We start from the raw sequence: 17,895 nt of genomic DNA on the forward strand, positions 1-17,895 counted from the left end.
AACTTCCTATGTCGAAGCCGTTTTTCTGGGTACTGCACTTTATGAGCCGGTGGATGCTGCGAATTTTCTATCCCTCGATGGAAACGGAAGGGGTAGCCTACGCCAACCATCCCGGCCCGACGCTGCTGTGTGGCAACCACCCGAACACCCTGGCCGACCCGCTGATGGCGGGTATCCACCTCGATCACCAGACCTATTTCCTGGCCAACGCCGGCCTGTGGATGAACCCGGCGATGGCCTTCGTCATCGATCCCTTCTGCATTCCCGTAGCCCGACCGAAGGACAAGGAGGCCGGCGCCGACAAGGGCGGTAAGGACGAAGTGTTCAACCGCACTTTTCAGGCCTTGGAGACCGGAAAGATCATGTACATCGCCCCGGAAGCCTACTCCGAACTGGAGCGGAAACTCCGCAAGATCAAGGCGGGGGCCGCGAGTCTGGCCCTGGAGGGGGAGGCCCGCAACGACTGGAAGCTCGGGGTGACCCTACAACCGGTGGGCGTCAACTACGAAAGTCCGACCACCTGCTTCAGCCGCGCCTTCGTGCGGTACGGCGAGCCGATCCACGCCGCGGAGTGGCGGGAGCAGTACGAGAAGAGCCCCATGCGGGCCGTGCGCGGACTCACGAACCTGCTCAGCGACCGGATGCAGGATTTGCTGATCCACACGAAGGACAAAACCGAGGAACGCTGCCTGCGGCGGATCGATCGCAGCGTACAGAACGACAAGCCGATGCCGGTCAGCGGCCACCACTACCGCACCAAGAACATCCTGACCTGGCTGCGCTCCCTCCCGGAGGCGGAAAGGGAGGAACTCTGCGGTATTACCGGGAAGTACGACAACTTGCTGCGGGAGTCGGGGCAGTTGGACCTGGAATTCAGTACGCATCCCCGCCGAAAACTGTCCGTCGGGCTGCTGCTAGCCCTTCCACTGTTTCTGTACGGCTGGTTGAACCATCTTCCCTGGTTACTCCTGATTCGCGGGATCTGGAACGCGCTTGGCATCGACCGGGGCTATAAGGCTACTTTTCAGACCCTGGCTTCCTGGTTCCTGTTGCCGCTGCTCTACCTGGTGCAGACCCTCGTTTTCAACTGGGTGTTTCCGGAAGCGATGGGCTGGTTGTACCTGCTCAGCCTGCCGGTATCCGGGTTGTTTGCCCTGCGGTATTGGGTAACGTACCGGGCGTTCTGGGCGGGCCGTTTCAGTGGGTCGAGCCGGCATGATTCGGAATTGCGGGATTTACGACATCGGATGCTGGCCCGATTGCCCCATTTCGAGGCTGCCGTTCCGCATACTGCCGAGCCGGCCACCCGTATTAGTTAGTCCATGGAGCTGACGATACAGATAGCTATCTTCCTGGCTGCGATCGGTGCGTTGCTCTGGTCGAGCGACCGTTTCGTCGAAGCGGCGGAGCGGATCGGCCTTTCCCTGGGGATTAGTCCGTTCATCATCGGGGTGACGATCGTGGCCTTTGGTACGTCATTGCCGGAGCTATCTACCAGCATCGTGTCCGTTCTGGAGGGGGCCAGCCAGATCGTCGTCGGCAACGTGGTCGGCTCCAATATTACCAACATCGCCCTGGTGCTGGGTCTTACCGCGGTGGTGGTCAAGAATATCGACCTGGAGTACAATTTGTGGCACATCGACATTCCTTTTCTCTGGGGAAGTGCCTTTTTACTCTACTTCACGGTGATGGACGGGGATCTGACCCTGTTTGAAAGCGCGCTCTTCATTGGGGGGATCATCATCTTTCTGGCTTATAGCCTAAAGGACCAGGATAAGCCGGATAAGGAAGACCGGCCGAAGGCGGGGGTGAGCGACTACGTGTACCTGGTCGCCGGTGGAGCGGTGGTCAGCATTTCCGCGACTTACGTCATCGATGCGATCACGAACATCAGCGTAATCCTCAACATCGCACCGAGCGTGATCGCGCTGTCGGCCGTGGCCGTCGGGACGAGCCTGCCGGAGGTGACCGTCAGTCTGGCCGCCGCCCGGAAGGGGAAAGCTTCGATTGCAGTGGGTAATGCACTGGGTTCCAACATTTTCAACACCTTTGTCGTAATGGCAATTCCGCGTTGGTTCGGACCGTTATCCATTCCGCAATCCATCATCGATGTTTACCTGCCGCTCATGATCGTGATGACGGTCCTTTTGGGCGTGATGAGCAACAACCGGAAGATTACTCGGTGGGAAGGCTACGTTTTACTGCTGTTTTATGCTTGGTACTTCTCGGCTATTATTCAGGAGGCTGGGTAGGGGGGGGTTAGTCGGTTAGTCTTTTAGTCGGGTAGTTTTTTTAGTCTTTTAGTCGGGTGGTCTTTTAGTCGGGTAGTTTTTTAGTCTTGCACGATGTCATGACTAGGTGGGGCGCCGCGTCTGGTCGGGGTTGCCGCAAGCTGTCTAGCTTTCGGGTACTTCCCAACCAATCGGACGAACCGAAGGCGTAACGAATCTCAAGGCGGACAAACTAAACAGCTGAAATCCGAAAACACTAGACCCCTGAATGCTAAAGCTCCAAAAGCACTGAATCCCCGAAAGATCACCACGCTAAAAGACTAAAAGCTCCAAAAGCACTGAATCCCCGAAAGATCACCAAGCTGAAAGACTGAAAGCTCCAAAAGCACTGGATCCCCGAAAGATCACCACGCTGAATGGCTGAAAGGCTGAAAGCTCCAAAAGCACTAGATCCCCGAAAGGGCCCCACACTAAAAGACTAAAGCTCCAAAAGCACTGGATCCCCGAAAGGGCCCCACACTAAAAGACTGAAAGCTCCAAAAGCACTGAATCCCCGAAAGATCACCACGCTAAAAGACTGAAAGCTCCAAAAGCACTGAATCCCCGAAAGATCACCACGCTAAAAGACTGAAAGCTCCAAAAGCACTGAATCCCCGAAAGATCACCACGCTAAAAGACTGAAAGCTCCAAAAGCACTGAATCCCCGAAAGATCACCACGCTAAAAGACTGAAAGCTCCAAAAGCACTGAATCCCCGAAAGATCACCACGCTAAAAGACTGAAAGCTCCAAAAGCACTGAATCCCCGAAAGATCACCACGCTGAAAGACTGAAAGCTCCAAAAGCACTGATCCCCGAAAGGGCCCCACACTAAAAGACTAAAGCTTCAAAAGCACTAGAGCCCTGGAATGGTCCCACACTAAAAGACTAAAGAACTAAAAGACTAATTCTACCCCGTCGTGACAGAAGCCTTCTACCGATAATTTATCTTTGTGGACGTTTCCACCCCATGTATGTTGCAGCATTTTCACATTCTCACCCTCACACACCGTAATGCCAAACTCAAGGAGATCGGCGAGTTGGTAGCGGCGTTCGAGGGCGGCACCGGTTTGCAGGACCACCTGACCCGTCTCCGGGATGCGGGAATCGTAAAGGAAGTATTCTACGCTTCCACCTGTAACCGCATTTTGCTGCTGTTTACTACCGACCGGAGGGTAGACGACTCCTTTCGGCAATCCCTCCTTCCGCATTCCGAGCCCGGCCTGGCGAAATTGCGGCATTTCAACGGATTGAACGCCCTGCGCCATTTATACGAGGTGGCCGGTTCTATCGATTCCTTGGTGGTCGGAGAGCGACAGATTCTCGGGCAACTCAGGGAAAGCCAGGAAATGTGCCGAAAGTGGGGACTTATCGGGGATGATCTCCGCATCATTACGAATCGCGCGGTGCTGGCAGCTAAGGACATTTACGCCAATACCCGAATCGGTGAAAAATCGGTTTCCATCGTTTCGTTATCCATGCAGGAATTACAGCGGCACGCTCCAAGCCGTCGGGCCCGAATTTTACTAGTCGGCGCCGGACAGACGAACGTGCTGGTTGCCAAATTTCTCCGCAAGCAGGGGTACACCCATGTGACCGTAGCCAACCGCACGCTTGCGCGCGCCCAGCAACTCGCCGCCGGCTTCGCTGATGGAACGGGGTTGCAACTGGATCAACTCGATTCCTACACGGGAGGCTTCGACGTACTTTTCGTTTGTACCGCTGCCGCCGAGGCCACTATTTCGCCGGAGCGGTTCCGTCAATTACTGGGGAGCGAAGAGGCCACCCAAAAGATTGTGGTCGACCTCGGAGTTCCCGCCGACGTGGACGAGGCTACCGTCCGGATGTTCCCCTTTACTTACATTGCCATCGAACACCTCCGGTCGCTTGCCGCCGAGAACATGGAGTTTCGGCACCGGGAAGTGGACTTGGCGCACGAGATCGTCGACCGCCACCTGAAGGAAACGGAGATGGTGTACCAGACCCGGCTCATCGAACGGGCCATGTCGGAAGTGCCAAGCCGGATCAAGGAGATCCGGCATACCGCCGTGACCAAGATCTTCCGCAAGGAGCTCGAAGACCTCGATCCCGAAACGCGCGAACTGATGGACCGGATGATGCTGTATATGGAGAAGCGCTGCATCGGTATTCCTATGCAGGCGGCCCGGGAGGCAGTGGTTCGGTAGTTCATACCTTCGATTTCCTACTCACTGGTTTCCAGGTCAATGTTGATCCATGGAGGGACATGATTAGACTGCGCGGTAAATTCCCCCGACCCTCCGATGAGTCGTTTCGGACGTCGCTTAAGCCATGCTGGTTCGCTCCCCGAAGTCTTCTTTTACTGCTATCGTTAGCTATTCCCCGGGTCGTTGGGGCCTAGTCCCGGCAAGCAGCCGAAGAGAAGCTTATTCTCAACCTTCACAGTCACCTGCCCCAGGATCGTCGTCGTACCCGGCCCAACCCGGCTGACGGAATCAGCAATCGTCGGTGGCGAGAAAGACAAAAAGATGTTGATAGGCCACTCCACGTGCCGATTGGGCATTTCCTTAGCTGCGATGGCCGCTCTGAGTAATCTCCCCGGAACGGCTGCAGGGACCGAATAGGCTGTGCTGGCGAGTACGACTATTCGGGCAAGGCAGGCCCAATTAAACGGAGCCGGATCAATTCGAATGCACGGGTTTCCGCTGCTCTTCGAATTGGCGGCGAATGACCTCCTGGACGGAAATGCCCTCGATTTTCGATTCCAGCCAACTTGGGATGTCCAGGTAGGTGAAGGGGCGGGATTCAAAGGGCCGGGCGGCAACCTTATCCAGGCGTTTCTTCAACTCGATGAATTCTTCCTGCAGGTCTGCTTCCCGGATTCGGGGTATACGCCGGAGAAAGCGGAAGATGATCTGCTGAGTTTCCTGTAAGTGCTCTACTTTGGAAAGGAAGCGGTAAACGCTCTTTACCTGGTATTCCACGAGCTGTACGTTGCCCATTTCAAAGTGGCAGATCAAACTGAGAATACGGGCGTACGCCTGGATATCGGAGCGATAGTTCGGACTACGCTGGTTGATGATCCGATTGAGGTAATCGATGGCCGAATCGTTGTCGCCACTCCCGAAGTAAAGGCAGGCAATGCGGTAGAAGAAAACCATGTTCCGGTGATCGTCCCAGTTGTAGCGATTGTCCTCGATCACTTCCATGATCTGCGGGACGAGTCCGAGGCCCCTGGTGAAGGTGCCTTCCATGTAGTGGCGACGGATTTGGTGGTCGAACTGGTAGAGGTGATAGAGGCCCGCTACGTTAACGTTGTTGGTCAGGTCGAACTGGTGGGGGAAGAGATCGAGGTTGTGCAGTTCCTCCATGAACTTGTCGTACTGCCACATATTGAATAGGGTGGCCAGGTGATTATGCACGCCCTTGAGATAAAGCGGGGCATTGGCCTCGATCATTTTCGGTGTCTCCCGGAATAGATCCACCCAGCGCTGGGTGTACCGGAAACATAGCGGATACTCCTGGCGAATCAGGTGCATCCAGGTATAACTCTGGCAGTAATACACCTTGCCCCAGAAGTCCAATTCCTCGTAGTCGAAATCCGGAAGGCTATGTTGAAAGAAGGTGCCGACTTTCCGGTATTCGGTTTCGTTACTCACCAACCCGTCGGTGAGGTAAAGGCCGTACAACCGTAGCGAAAGGTTGGAATAGGCGTTGCTTCCCTCAATCTTGCGGGTCAGCGTCTCACACTCCCGACTCAACTGCTCGGCCCGCCCCTCGATGCTTCGGGTGATGTACTGCCCTTCGATCAGTTTTTCGAATTGGGCGGTCTCCAGAGCGATGGTATGCGCTTCGACCTCGATGGCCCGCTTCTTGACTTTGTCCAGAATATCGAGCGCCTGGCGGTAGAGTCCCTTATTGTAAAGAATACGGGCGTAGTCGAGGTTCTCCCGGAGGGTGATCTCCTCGTCCTTATTCCGGTTAAGCAGCCGCAAGCTGGTGAGCAATTGCTTGTAGAGGTGCGCCTTGAGGTTGCTGAGCTGCGACTTTTTTATACCTTCGATCCGCTTTAGCAGATAGCCCTCGTCGTACTCACCGGTGCGTTCCAGGATGTCAAACAGTTGAAGGAAGAGCAGCTCGCTGTTCGTCTGTTGGTTACGCTTTACAAACAGACGAAAGTGACGTTTCTCGGCGCGGTTCAGGGAAGCTACCAGCTTCAGTAGGTCGTCTGTTTTCTGCTTAGGCATTGTATAAACTGTTTCAGTAAATTGCTGGAAGACAACGCATTATTAAACAATTGCTTTGCCACCCACGTAGCAATCCTGGAGATTAATCAAGGGGCCGCTCCCCCGAAATCTGTGGGGATGCGTTAATTTTATGGATCGCCTACGCGCTGTTAGAATAAGCCCTAAAGATATAATAAGCCCGTAAACCGGGATGCATCAGTTATGAGCACGAACCAAGTACACATTTTCGATACCACGCTCCGCGACGGCGAGCAAGTTCCGGGTTGTAAGCTGGATACCCGCCAGAAAGTTGCTATTGCCAGGCAGCTGGAGCTACTTGGCGTGGATGTAATTGAAGCGGGCTTTCCCGTTTCCAGTCCCGGTGACTTCAAATCGGTCGCCGAAATCGGTAAGACCGTAAGAGACGTCATCGTCTGCGGGCTCACCCGCGCGGTAATGAAGGATATCGACGTGGCCGCCGAGGCGTTGAAGCCGGCCCGCCGCCCGCGGATTCACACCGGTATCGGGGTAAGCGACAGCCACATACAGTATAAACTACGGACCACCCCCGACCAGATTATCGAGCGAGCCGTAGCGGCGGTGAAGTACGCCAAACGCTACGTCGAGGACGTAGAGTTCTACGCCGAAGATGCCGGTCGGGCCGACAATGAATTCCTGGCGCGCGTCATTCAGGCGGTTGTAGATGCCGGGGCTACCGTACTCAATATTCCCGACACCACCGGGTACTGCCTGCCGCAGGAATACGGAGAAAAAATCGCCTACCTCCGCGACAACGTGACCGGGATCGACAAATGCATCCTGAGTACCCACTGCCACAACGACCTCGGACTGGCGACGGCCAACTCGATCGCCGGAGCCCAGAACGGTGCCCGGCAGATCGAATGCACCATCAACGGCATCGGGGAACGTGCCGGCAACACCTCGCTGGAGGAAGTCGTCATGATCATGCGGCAGCACCCGAAGCTGGAACTCTTCACCAACGTCAACTCCAAACTGCTGCTGGAGACCAGCCACATGGTCAGCGATGCGATGGGGATGATGGTGCAGCCGAATAAGGCCATCGTAGGAGATAATGCCTTCGCCCACAGCTCCGGTATCCACCAGGACGGGGTCATCAAGCGCCGGGATACCTACGAGATCATCGATCCCGCCGAGGTGGGCGTCGACCGCTCCAAGATCGTACTGACCGCCCGGTCCGGACGGGCCGCACTGGCTTACCGCTTCAAGAACCTGGGCTACAATCTTACCAAGGTACAGTTGGACGAGCTTTACGTTGAATTCCTCACCATCGCCGACGAGAAGAAGGAAGTCGAAGACAGCGACCTGGAGCGGATGATGGAGGGTACTGCCGCGGCTTAATCGTAAGGCTGTATGCCGCCGGATTTAAATTCAGGGTTTAGGCTAGTCGTCCGACGAACCCTCGTCCGACCAACGCTCGCCCGACGAACTCTCGTCGGACGAGTACTCGTCCGACGACTAGTCGCGCGACCACTATCCTAATAGCCATCAGACTTTCCCGATTTATTGGCAAGCCCTTCTCCCGCGCTCCGGCGCCCGCCTGCTTATCTTTGCCCGTCCGCAGCACGAGCTGCCGGAAAACGCAAAGTTTACGACGACATGCCAACCCTTTTCGATAAAGTTTGGGACGCTCACGTAGTTACGGAAGTACCCGGGGGCAACCAGGTGCTCTACATCGATAAGCACCTCATCCACGAAGTGACCAGCCCCCAGGCCTTCAACGGGCTGCGGGAACGGGGCATCCCCATCCTGCGGCGCGACCGGATCGTCGCCACAGCCGACCATAACGTGCCCACTAAAGACCAGGACAAGCCCATCGCCGAGCCCCTCAGCCGCAAGCAGGTCAACATGCTTACCAGCAACTGCGAGGAATTCGGCGTCGAGCTCTACGGACTCGGCCACCCCTACCAGGGCATCGTGCACGTGATCGGACCCGAACTCGGCATCACCCGCCCGGGCATCACCATGGTCTGCGGCGATAGCCATACGAGCACCCACGGTGCCTTCGGAGCCATTGCCTTCGGTATCGGCACCAGCCAGGTGGAGCAGGTCATGGCCACCCAGTGCGTACTGATGAGCAAGCCGAAAAGCATGCGCATCACCGTAGACGGAGACCTGCAGCCCGGCGTAACGGCCAAGGACCTGATCCTCTACGTGATCTCCCAGCTCGGCACGGGCGGGGGTACGGGGCACTTCGTGGAGTACGCCGGGACGGCCATAAAGGGACTGAGCATGGAGGGGCGCATGACCATCTGCAACATGAGCATCGAGATGGGCGCCCGCGGCGGCCTGATCGCCCCCGACGAAACGACTTTCGAGTACATTAGGGGCCGGGAATTCGCCCCCGAAGGCGAAGAATGGGAAGCGGCCGTCGAATACTGGCGCACCCTGCCTTCCGACCCCGACGCTCGCTTCGATACCGAGTATACTTTCCGGGGCGAGGATATCCCCCCCATGATCACCTACGGTACGAACCCGGGCATGGGGATGGGTATCAAGGAGACAATCCCCACGAAGAGCGAGATCCATGGCGACGCCACCCTGAAGAAGGCCATGGAGTACATGGGCCTCGAACTCGGCAACCAAATGGAGGGCATGCCGATCGACTACGTGTTCATCGGCTCGTGCACCAACAGCCGGGTGGAAGACTTGCGCCTCGCCGCCGCGCTGGTCAAGGGGAAGCAGATCCACGAGAATATCACCGGCATCGTGGTACCCGGATCGCAGCAAGTAGCCAAGCAGGCCATCGCGGAAGGCCTGGACCGGGTATTTACCGACGCCGGATTCGAGTTCCGGGGAGCGGGCTGCTCCGCCTGTCTGGGCATGAACGAAGACAAGATCCCCGCCGGCCGCTACTGCGTTTCGACCTCCAACCGCAACTTCGAGGGGCGGCAGGGACCCGGTGCCCGCACCATCCTCGCCAGCCCACTAACCGCCGCCGCCGCCGCCGTAGCCGGTAAGCTCGTCGACGTTCGCGAACTGATTTAACCAACCCCAGTATGCAAGCCTTTAAAAAGCTCACCTCCACGGCCGTCCCCCTGCCGATCGAGGACATCGATACCGACCAGATCATCCCGGCCCGCTTCCTGAAAGCCACGACCCGCGACGGCTTCGGCGATAACCTGTTCCGCGACTGGCGCTACGACAAACTCGAGCACCCCCGGCCCGATTTCGTGCTCAATAACCCGACCTATTCCGGGGAAATCCTCGTAGCCGGAGCCAATTTCGGTTGCGGTTCCAGCCGGGAGCACGCCGCCTGGGCCCTGGCCGACTACGGCTTCCGCGCGGTGGTGTCCAGTTATTTCGCCGACATTTTCCGCGGTAACGCCCTGAATAACGGCCTGCTTCCGCTGATCGTAAGCCCCGAGGTACTCGACGAAACGTTCCGGACCATCGAGGCCAGCCCCGCGGCCCGCTTCACCATCGACCTCGAAGCACAGACCTTTACGAACGAGGAAACCGGCACCGTCGTGAAATTCGAGATCGACGAATACAAGAAAACCTGCATGATCAACGGCTACGACGACATCGACTTCCTGCTCAGCCAGCGGGAAAAGATCGAGGCCTACGAAGAAAACCGGGTGGACTTTAGTCTCTAGCCCCGCAGCACGCATATTCCCATGAGTAACTTTAATATTGCCGTCCTGGACGGAGACGGTATCGGACCCGAGGTAACGGCGGAGGCCGTGAAGGTCCTGAACGTGATCGCCGACAAATTCGGCCACGATTTCCAGTACACCTACGCGCCCGTCGGGGCGGTGGCCATCGACCAAACCGGTAATCCCTTACCGGACGAGACCCTCGCCCTCTGCAAACGGTCCGACGCCCTGTTTTTCGGGGCCATCGGCCACCCCCGGTTCGACAACGACCCGACCGCGAAAGTGCGTCCGGAGCAGGGGCTGCTTAAACTGCGGAAGGAACTGGGGCTCTACGCCAATCTCCGCCCCGTGGCGGGCTACGCCGAACTGGCCGATCTGAGTCCCCTCCGCCCCGAGCGCATGAAGGGCGTGGATATGCTGATCGTGCGGGAGCTCACCGGCGGAATCTACTTCGGCGAAAAGGGGCGCAAAGACGATGGCAACACCGCCTACGATACCTGCACCTACACCCGCATGGAGATCGAGCGGATCGTCAAAATGGGGTTCCAGGAAGCGCGGGCGCGGCGCGGCAAGCTCACCCTGGTCGATAAGGCCAACGTGATGGAAACCAGTCGGCTGTGGCGCGAAATTACCCGCGAGCTGGCCGCCGAGAACGAGGACGTGGAGCTGAATTTCATGTTTGTCGATAACGCCGCCATGCAGCTGATCCTGAATCCCGCCCAGTTCGACGTGATCGTCACCAGCAATATGTTCGGGGATATCCTTTCCGACGCCTCCAGCGTGCTGGCCGGCTCGCTGGGCCTGCTGCCGTCCAGCAGCATCGGCTCCACTGTCGGCATGTTCGAGCCCATTCACGGCTCGTGGCCGGAGGGGGCAGGGCAGGACCGGGCCAATCCGGTAGCCGCCATTCTCTCCGCCGCCATGCTTCTCGATCACCTGGGGTTGCGGGAAGAGGCGGGCGCCGTGCGCAGGAGCGTCAACCGTACGTTAGGCGAAGGGGTCGGTACCGAGGACCTAAACCCACGCGAACGGCTTGGCACACAGGCCTTCGGAGATCGTATTGCCCATGCCATTCAACCGGGCGCGTAGTAGAAAGGCACGTGTACGGTGGACCGGACCTGCTGGAGCCCGGTAGTGTCCCGGCTGCTTCCCTGCATTTGCCGCAGCGTAAGCCGGTGGAGGCCGGGGGCCAGGCTGTCGATCGGTACGAACTTCATCAGTTCGCTGTAGGACGATTTTTCGATTTGGGTGAGGAGTACGTCACCTAGGTCGATCGGCACCTCGTCGAGCCATAATTCTACGCCACTAGTCAGGCAATCCATGACGGTGCGCGTGAGGACCACGTGATGGGATTGCAGACTATCGGGCGCCAGGTACACTCCGATTTCTCCCTGATCGAATAACTCCGAATGCACCGAGCTTTCGTAGTGTTGCGGCAGGTCCGGGCACTGCCGGGAGATAGCATTTTCGTACAATTGCAGTAATGGTAGGGTGACCCGCAGGGGAGAGCTCCGGATAATTTGCGAGGGGATGACGATTTTCCCGGAGGCGGGTTGATCCGGGTTACTGTCCTGGTAATGTTCGGGATTCAGGGTGAAGGCGGAGTTGCGATCTTCGGTCATGTACTCCCGGGCGATGTATTTGTTGGGAGTTATTTCCAGTGTTAGGAGGTAAATTGCGATACCGAGGTACGGAATCAGCAGCAGAATCAGCCGGCGGCCGCCCCGGCGGTTGAGCAAATTGTAGTAGAGGGGGCGGTAGAGCCGGGCAAAGGTGATCCAACCGAACAGGCGGTACAGCGGAAAATAGACGTGGGAGAACCACCGAAAGCGCTTTAGCCAACCGGCCGTGAGAAAATCAATTAGGTATACGATCCCGAACAGCAGCATCGCGACGATCAGGACACTCAGCCCCACCACGGCCCAGGTGGTGTCACTAACGTAAGCGATTCCCAGGGCCAGTACTACGAGAAACAGCGTGACTGCTATAAAACTGAGCGCAACGATGATCAGCAAGAAGGTAAAGGCGAAAACCAGGCTGGCGGTATCGTCGAGCCGGTGAATGTAGGCATCGAAGTTGCCGCTACGCCGCCGCAGAAAGCGCTCGAACTTCGGAGCCAGTGTCCGGCGTGGTATGATGGTGCGGCCCATAACGGAACGGGAACCGATGGCGCCGATCCAGAGGCAGCGCAGCACGACGTGGAAAAAAAAGTTGGTCAGGGTGATCACGTAGGCGAAGGAAGCACCTACGAGCAGCGCTCCCGCCAGTTGGGCCTGAAGGTCCTTACCGGAAAGTACCTTGAGTGTCTCCGAAACCCAGTCAAAAAAAGTCTGCGCCCCGCCGATCATCCCCGCCAGGGCAAAACCCGTCACCAGCAGTTCGAGTTGCCAACTTTCGCGCTGCAGTACTTCCAGCCGGTCTCCTTCTCCTAATTTCCTCAGCATCGCACCGAAGATACATTCTCCGGAGGAGGCAATTCGGCATAAAAAAATCGCCCGCGCTTCGGTCGAAGCGCGGGCGATGGGTTTGCTTCCGATTAGGAAACTGCCGTAATGGACGACTTAGTCGCGGTACAAAAACAGCGAGCTGATGCCGGGGAAGGCGAGCGATTCGGCGGGAGCAACGTCACCCGACATATCCATGTCGAAGATGAGAAGCATTTCAGTAGCGCGGTCGGCTACGTAGATGCGATCTTCATCGGCATCGTAAGCCACGTCAACGGGGTTGCCCAACATCGTGGAAGCACCGCTGATCATGGTGTAATCCGCTGCGGTAATGACGCTATCGTTAGCTACGCTGGTGAAGTTGTCGATAATCATGATACCACCGTCCGAATTGGAGGCGGCATCGCCGATGTCCGTCAGGATCATGATGTCGTCCTCACTGTTGTACTCCAGTCCGTGGGTACGGGTGATACCGTCGATCTGGATGTACCGGGTAGGCACTACGGTATCGCCGGCGGCGTTGTCCAGGAAGTTGTCGAAGATGGCGATCGAGTCGCTATTGTCAACAACGGCGTAGAGCGAAGTACCGAAAAACTGGATGCCCCACAGGTTGATGTTAGTGGGGTGCATACCGACGTAAGAAATTTCTTCGTCGCCGGTAATTTCGTAACGGTAGAACGCATTGGTGCTATCGGTATCGCCGTCGTTCGCTACGACGAGCATATCGTTCCGATAGGCCAGTCCACGACCGTTGTCAAAATCGGAAGAGCTTTCCGATTCGATGTCGACACCGTTGGGGTCGTCGAGATCGTCGATGACGTCGTTATACTCTACGACGGTGTTGGAAGTCCGATTAACCTGGAAAATGTTTCCTTGATCATCGTCGTAGTAAATACCGTCCGCATCGGTGCCTTGCGCGGCGAAAGTCTCAATTTCGAGGGGCTCGTCTTCCAGCGACAGGATGCCTACCATGCCGGAGGTATTAGACGAAAGGAATAGGGTGCCGTCGTCGCCGATTTCTCCACCGAGGATGGGGTCGTCGTCGTCATCACAGGAGGTAAATGCAAGAGCGACAGCGGTTAAGAGTAGCAAACTGAGTTTGCTAAATGATAATTTCATAGTCATAAATAGGTTGTTTGGGGAAAAAATTGGGTTTTAAATTCTCAAAAAGAGATTTCCCCTCAAACTCGACAGACTCCCTGATGTTCGTCTGATCCCTGTCATGTTCCTTGCATAACCAACCGCAGGTGGGCTAAGTGGTGGTCGCCGTGCCAGGCGTAGGTGGCCGCTAGTGTTTCCAGGCGGTAGGTAATTTTACTGCCTGGATGATAGGCCGCACGTAGCCACTGCTCCGGCGTACACTGCGCCAATAATACCGCCCACCTTAAGTGAAGGCCCCGCAGCAGTTCAACGCTTGCCTGTACGGGCACCGCGTAAACGTCCGGTAGTTCGGCCCAGGCGACTTCATCGTAGGGTACCAGAGTAGGGTGGTTTTCGACCAGGGTAACTTTGTGGCGACGGTAAGCGTGCAGGTGGCTGTCGGCCAGGTGATGGATCACTTGCTGGGCGGTCCATCCACCGGGTCGATAGGGCGTATCGAGCAGCTTCCGATCGTGTAGCTCCTTCGCGTATTTCTCCAGCGTCTCCGGCAACGCGCCGATCCGCTTGATGCAGGCCAGGCGGGCCTCGGGGGTCATGGATTCGGGCAGGGCGAACCGGCCGATTGGATAACGGAGTGCTTCGTCAGCTGACATGGTGTTACGTTTAGCGACCCTTCCACGCCGGAAGGGTCAATCGCTAAAAGTACCTCGTGACGATGGGTAGCGCCCTTAATTGATACTCGCGGTACGGATTACCTGCACGACTTCTTCCATCAGGTCACGCTTTTTGCGGCCCGGTGCATATACGAAGCCATCGACGAGGATGAGTTCATTGTCGGTAGTATCGTTGAGCAGGTAAGAAACGAATGGCCCGGCGAGGAAATCGTTTTCGATCTCCCAGATTCCCCGGCCTTCGATGGCGTAGGAGCCGTTGAGTTCCATGGCTTCCGTGAAGAGGGGGAGGTCGGTGTCGTTGATCTTCATCCAGGTGTTGTCGGTAGTGGAGCTGACGTACTCCTTGCCGATGCGGTCACGGATCTCCTTGAGTCCCTCCTTTGACAGTTGGGATTGGTTTTGGTAGGGCGCGCTGGTGACCATGATGTTCAGGCTCGCTCCCTGTACTTCTTTCCGAAGCCAGACCACCTCGTCCGTATCCAGGGGTACGCGTACGTAGCCGCCCGGAACGTCCAGGTTGGCACCGGTGAGCTGTCGAATGGTATCGCCCAACCGGCGGTTCGTTCCTTCGAAATAGGTAGTGACCCGCATGCGCTCGTCCTCACCTTGTTCCAGTCGCTTGACGATACCGGGATACACGCTGCTCAGACCGGTGAGTAGCTCATTGTAGTTCTTCCCGATTACGTAGACGAGCTGCTGGCCGGTGGCCCATTTGTTCTTAGCTACGGCCGTGCCGAATCCCTCTTCCCGCACCTGTTGAATCTTTTCGTCGCTGAGGTCGTTGACCACCATCTGCGTGGTGGGGCTGTCGGTATCGCTCAGATCGGCCAGCACCAGATAATTACGCAACTGCCCCCAGGCCGGCTCTCCCGCAACTTGCTCCGGTTCGATAAACCGGACGTCGAAAATGGGTTCCGGTTGGGGCAAAATAATGTAGGGGGCTTCGAAGAAGTAGGCTACGGAGTCACCCAGGTCACCCTGCCAGGTGCTGCTATCGGCCACTACCACCAGGCTATTGATGCGGCCAAAAGCGGAGGGGGTAGGCTGCAGGGTGCGTTGCATATCGTCCGTACAGGACGTGAGGGTAATCACGAAGAGCAAAAACAGGAAGACCTTTAAGGGGGAGTCAGACATCGATCGGGGAATTATAATCAATGGAACAGATGATATTGTGCCCGGTTTTGACGTACACCGGCTCAGCTATTTGTCGGCTAAAATTCCAAATCGTCGAGCGCCTGCCAGACGAGGCCGGATTCGTAACCGCGTTTGACCATGTAATCGGCCAACCGCCGTCGTTTCAGGTAGGGATGCTGGCCGGGTTTTTCCAACGCGTTGCGCCGTTCCAGCTCACTACAGAGCGTGCCGTAATATTCCTTGTCGTCGATTTCCGTCATCGCCTTCCGGATGCAGTAATCGCTCAGCTTCCGGCTTTTCAGCTCCCTACGAATCCGGTAGCGCCCCCACTTTTTCATTTTAAACTTTCCCCGGGCGTAAGACCGGGCGAACCGCTCTTCGTCCAGGTACTTTTCCTTAATCAGTTCCACGATGACTTCTTCGGCGGCGTCTCCTCCGTAACCGAGCTCATACAGCTTATCGCGGGCTTCCTGGTGACAGCGGTCCTGGTACGCACAATAATGCTGCAGGGCTTCGAGTGCCTGCTCGGCAGTGTAAACCACCTTTTTTTCGGGGAAAGCCAATCAAAACGATTTGTGGTAAAGTACAACGCGTTTACCTTCCCTCGGTTGCCGGTGCAACGGGTATCTTCACGCGCTAACAAAGTGGATACATGGACTTAAGACAATTGTGGCAGGACTACGAACCTATTCTGCTGGCCATTGCGGTGAAAATTCTGGCGGCCATCCTGCTGCTCTTCGTGGGCTTTTGGCTGGTCAACTGGCTGACCCGTCAAGTAGCGAAACTCCTGGCGAAGCGCAGCGTGGATACCAGCGTGTCTGCTTTTCTCACCAGTTTTTTAAGCATCGGTCTGAAGGTGCTCCTCGTTTTGTCCGTCGTGGCCATGTTCGGGGTGGAAACCACTTCGTTCATCGCCATCCTGTCCGCCCTGTCGCTGGCCGTCGGATTGGCCCTACAGGGTAATCTCGGGCACTTTGCCAGCGGCATTCTCCTGCTCACCTTCCGGCCATTTAAGGTGGGTGACCTGATCGGGACCAATGGTTTCGTGGCCTCGGTAAAGGAGATCACCGTATTCCATACCGTACTCAACGCCGTGGACAACCGCCTCATCATCATTCCCAACGGCAAGGTCATGGGTGACGCCATCGAGAATTATACCGCCCTGGGGGTTCGGCGCCTCGACCTCACCTTCGGCATCGGCTACGGTGACGACATCGATAAAGCCCGGGAGGTTATCAGATCCGTCGTGGAGAGCGTACCCGAGGTACTGCTCGACCGGGGCATTGACATTTTTGTCCGCAACCTCGGCGATAGCAGTGTCGACATGGCCTGTCGCGCCTGGACCGAGAACGCGACCTACTGGCCCACGCTTATCTACCTTAACGAGTACGTGAAGAAGGCTTTCGATCGGGAAGGCATCAGCATTCCTTTCCCGCAGCGGGACGTGCACTTGTTTCAAAACACGGAGGCTGTTTCTTAGCGCTCCCTGCGGTCGCATTAGTGGCGATTCGCGTTAGTGTGCGGGACTGACACGCCGAAGGCGTACTATCGCGCAGAACCACTAACGCGCAGCGCCACTAACGAAAGTACTTCAGCCGACGCACCTCCTCCTCCGTAAGGTAGCGGTAGAAGCCCCGCGGAAGGTTCTTTTTAGTGAGCCCGGCGAGGTAAGTACGGTCGAGTTTGTCGACGGTGTAGCCCAGGTGTTCGAAGGCGCGGCGCACGATGCGATTGCGGCCGCTGTGAATTTCAAGGGTAACGTTTAGGTCGTCGCCTTCCTGGCTGTAGCGGGCCCAGTCGGGTTTGAAGGGACCGTCTTCTAGGTCGTAACCGGTTTGTAGTTTTTCTAAGTCTTCCGCGGTGAAGGGGCGGTCGAGGGTGGCTTGGTAGATCTTAGCGGTCTCGAAGCGGGGATGGGTCAGGCGGGTGGTCACGTCGCCATCGTTGGTGATGAGCAGGAGGCCGGTAGTGTCCCGGTCGAGGCGGCCGACGGGAAAGAGGCGCATCTGTTTAAGGGCGGGTTCCTCGAGCAAATCCATCACCGTGGCCCGGTCGTGTTCGTCGTTCGTGGTGGTTATCACGTTACGGGGTTTATTCAGCAGGATGTAGACGAACTGGTCGGAGGGAGCGACCTCTTTCCCGTCTACCACCACCACGTCGCCTTCGCGGATTTGGTAGGCGGGGTTGTCCTGCAGTTCTCCGTTGACCTTTACTTTTCCGGCCTTGACCATGTCCCCGGCCGTACGGCGGCTGGCAACCCCGGCGTGGGCGATGTATTTGTTGAGCCGCATGCCGATGATATCCGCTGCGGGCCGGTCCAGACCGGGGGGCTTGCCGGAATTTCGTGCCTGGGAACGTTGGAATCGGCGGGGAGCTTTCATACGGATAGATATAGTGGTCGCAATTGGCGGGGTCAAGACGAAAACCCATC

Annotated in this window: 15 protein-coding genes; 8 read left to right on the top strand and 7 right to left on the bottom strand. The window is 57.0% G+C overall.

The annotated features are described in order from the left end of the window. Positions 1–8: 8 nt before the first annotated feature. From CLV84_RS12130 to hemA, 3 genes are all read left to right on the top strand, one after another. The gene (locus CLV84_RS12130) at positions 9–1,319 is read left to right on the top strand and encodes a 1-acyl-sn-glycerol-3-phosphate acyltransferase (protein WP_104420056.1); all 1,311 of its coding nucleotides are present in this window, start codon (positions 9–11) and stop codon (positions 1,317–1,319) included. A 3-nt stretch (positions 1,320–1,322) separates the two neighbouring features. Continuing rightward, complete coding sequence (locus CLV84_RS12135; protein WP_104420057.1) at positions 1,323–2,252, top strand: calcium/sodium antiporter; 930 nt, start codon at positions 1,323–1,325, stop codon at positions 2,250–2,252. 990 nt (positions 2,253–3,242) lie between these two features. After that, on the top strand, positions 3,243–4,454 hold the full coding sequence (hemA, locus tag CLV84_RS12140) for a glutamyl-tRNA reductase (protein WP_104420058.1): 1,212 nt from the start codon (positions 3,243–3,245) through the stop codon (positions 4,452–4,454). Positions 4,455–4,928: 474 nt separating this feature from the next. Here hemA and CLV84_RS12145 read toward each other — a convergent pair whose 3' ends face one another. Beyond that, the gene (locus CLV84_RS12145; protein ID WP_104420059.1) at positions 4,929–6,494 is read right to left on the bottom strand and encodes a hypothetical protein; all 1,566 of its coding nucleotides are present in this window, start codon (positions 6,492–6,494) and stop codon (positions 4,929–4,931) included. Positions 6,495–6,695: 201 nt separating this feature from the next. On the opposite strand from CLV84_RS12145, the gene CLV84_RS12150 reads away from it, so the two are divergent. The 4 genes from CLV84_RS12150 (at position 6,696) to leuB (ending at position 11,200) form a co-directional block, all read left to right on the top strand. Next, positions 6,696–7,853 carry a 2-isopropylmalate synthase gene (locus CLV84_RS12150; protein ID WP_104420060.1) on the top strand — a complete coding sequence of 386 codons (1,158 nt, stop codon included), beginning with the start codon at positions 6,696–6,698 and terminating at the stop codon, positions 7,851–7,853. 258 nt (positions 7,854–8,111) lie between these two features. Then, positions 8,112–9,500 (top strand): 3-isopropylmalate dehydratase large subunit, encoded by a 1,389-nt coding sequence (gene leuC, locus CLV84_RS12155; RefSeq protein WP_104420061.1) that lies wholly within the window; start codon positions 8,112–8,114, stop codon positions 9,498–9,500. Between the two features lie 11 nt (positions 9,501–9,511). Beyond that, positions 9,512–10,111 carry a 3-isopropylmalate dehydratase small subunit gene (leuD, locus tag CLV84_RS12160; protein WP_104420062.1) on the top strand — a complete coding sequence of 200 codons (600 nt, stop codon included), beginning with the start codon at positions 9,512–9,514 and terminating at the stop codon, positions 10,109–10,111. Positions 10,112–10,132: 21 nt separating this feature from the next. After that, positions 10,133–11,200: a 3-isopropylmalate dehydrogenase gene (gene leuB / locus CLV84_RS12165; RefSeq protein WP_104420063.1), complete on the top strand. Its 1,068-nt coding sequence runs from the start codon at positions 10,133–10,135 to the stop codon at positions 11,198–11,200. Here leuB and CLV84_RS12170 read toward each other — a convergent pair. From CLV84_RS12170 to CLV84_RS12190, 5 genes are all read right to left on the bottom strand, one after another. Next, a complete protein-coding gene (locus tag CLV84_RS12170) occupies positions 11,185–12,555 on the bottom strand; it encodes a hypothetical protein (protein ID WP_104420064.1) in 1,371 nt (456 codons plus the stop codon). The two genes, leuB and CLV84_RS12170, sit on opposite strands and share 16 nt — an antisense overlap. Positions 12,556–12,672: 117 nt before the next feature. Next, the gene (locus tag CLV84_RS12175) at positions 12,673–13,674 is read right to left on the bottom strand and encodes a hypothetical protein (protein ID WP_104420065.1); all 1,002 of its coding nucleotides are present in this window, start codon (positions 13,672–13,674) and stop codon (positions 12,673–12,675) included. 101 nt (positions 13,675–13,775) lie between these two features. Then, entirely contained in the window at positions 13,776–14,309 is a 534-nt protein-coding gene (locus tag CLV84_RS12180) for a YfiT family bacillithiol transferase (protein WP_104420066.1), read from the bottom strand. A 75-nt stretch (positions 14,310–14,384) separates the two neighbouring features. Continuing rightward, on the bottom strand, positions 14,385–15,464 hold the full coding sequence (locus CLV84_RS12185; protein ID WP_104420067.1) for a DUF4837 family protein: 1,080 nt from the start codon (positions 15,462–15,464) through the stop codon (positions 14,385–14,387). A 77-nt stretch (positions 15,465–15,541) separates the two neighbouring features. Continuing rightward, positions 15,542–16,027: a regulatory protein RecX gene (locus CLV84_RS12190; protein ID WP_104420068.1), complete on the bottom strand. Its 486-nt coding sequence runs from the start codon at positions 16,025–16,027 to the stop codon at positions 15,542–15,544. Between the two features lie 89 nt (positions 16,028–16,116). On the opposite strand from CLV84_RS12190, the gene CLV84_RS12195 reads away from it, so the two are divergent. Then, entirely contained in the window at positions 16,117–16,944 is an 828-nt protein-coding gene (locus tag CLV84_RS12195; protein WP_104420069.1) for a mechanosensitive ion channel family protein, read from the top strand. A gap of 97 nt (positions 16,945–17,041) precedes the next feature. On the opposite strand, the gene CLV84_RS12200 is transcribed toward CLV84_RS12195, so the two are convergent. Then, positions 17,042–17,845, bottom strand: coding sequence for a pseudouridine synthase (locus tag CLV84_RS12200; RefSeq protein WP_104420070.1), 804 nt, complete (start codon positions 17,843–17,845; stop codon positions 17,042–17,044). Positions 17,846–17,895: the final 50 nt, after the last annotated feature.

The organism is Neolewinella xylanilytica, assembly GCF_002934605.1.
GTDB classification, from domain to species: domain Bacteria; phylum Bacteroidota; class Bacteroidia; order Chitinophagales; family Saprospiraceae; genus Neolewinella; species Neolewinella xylanilytica.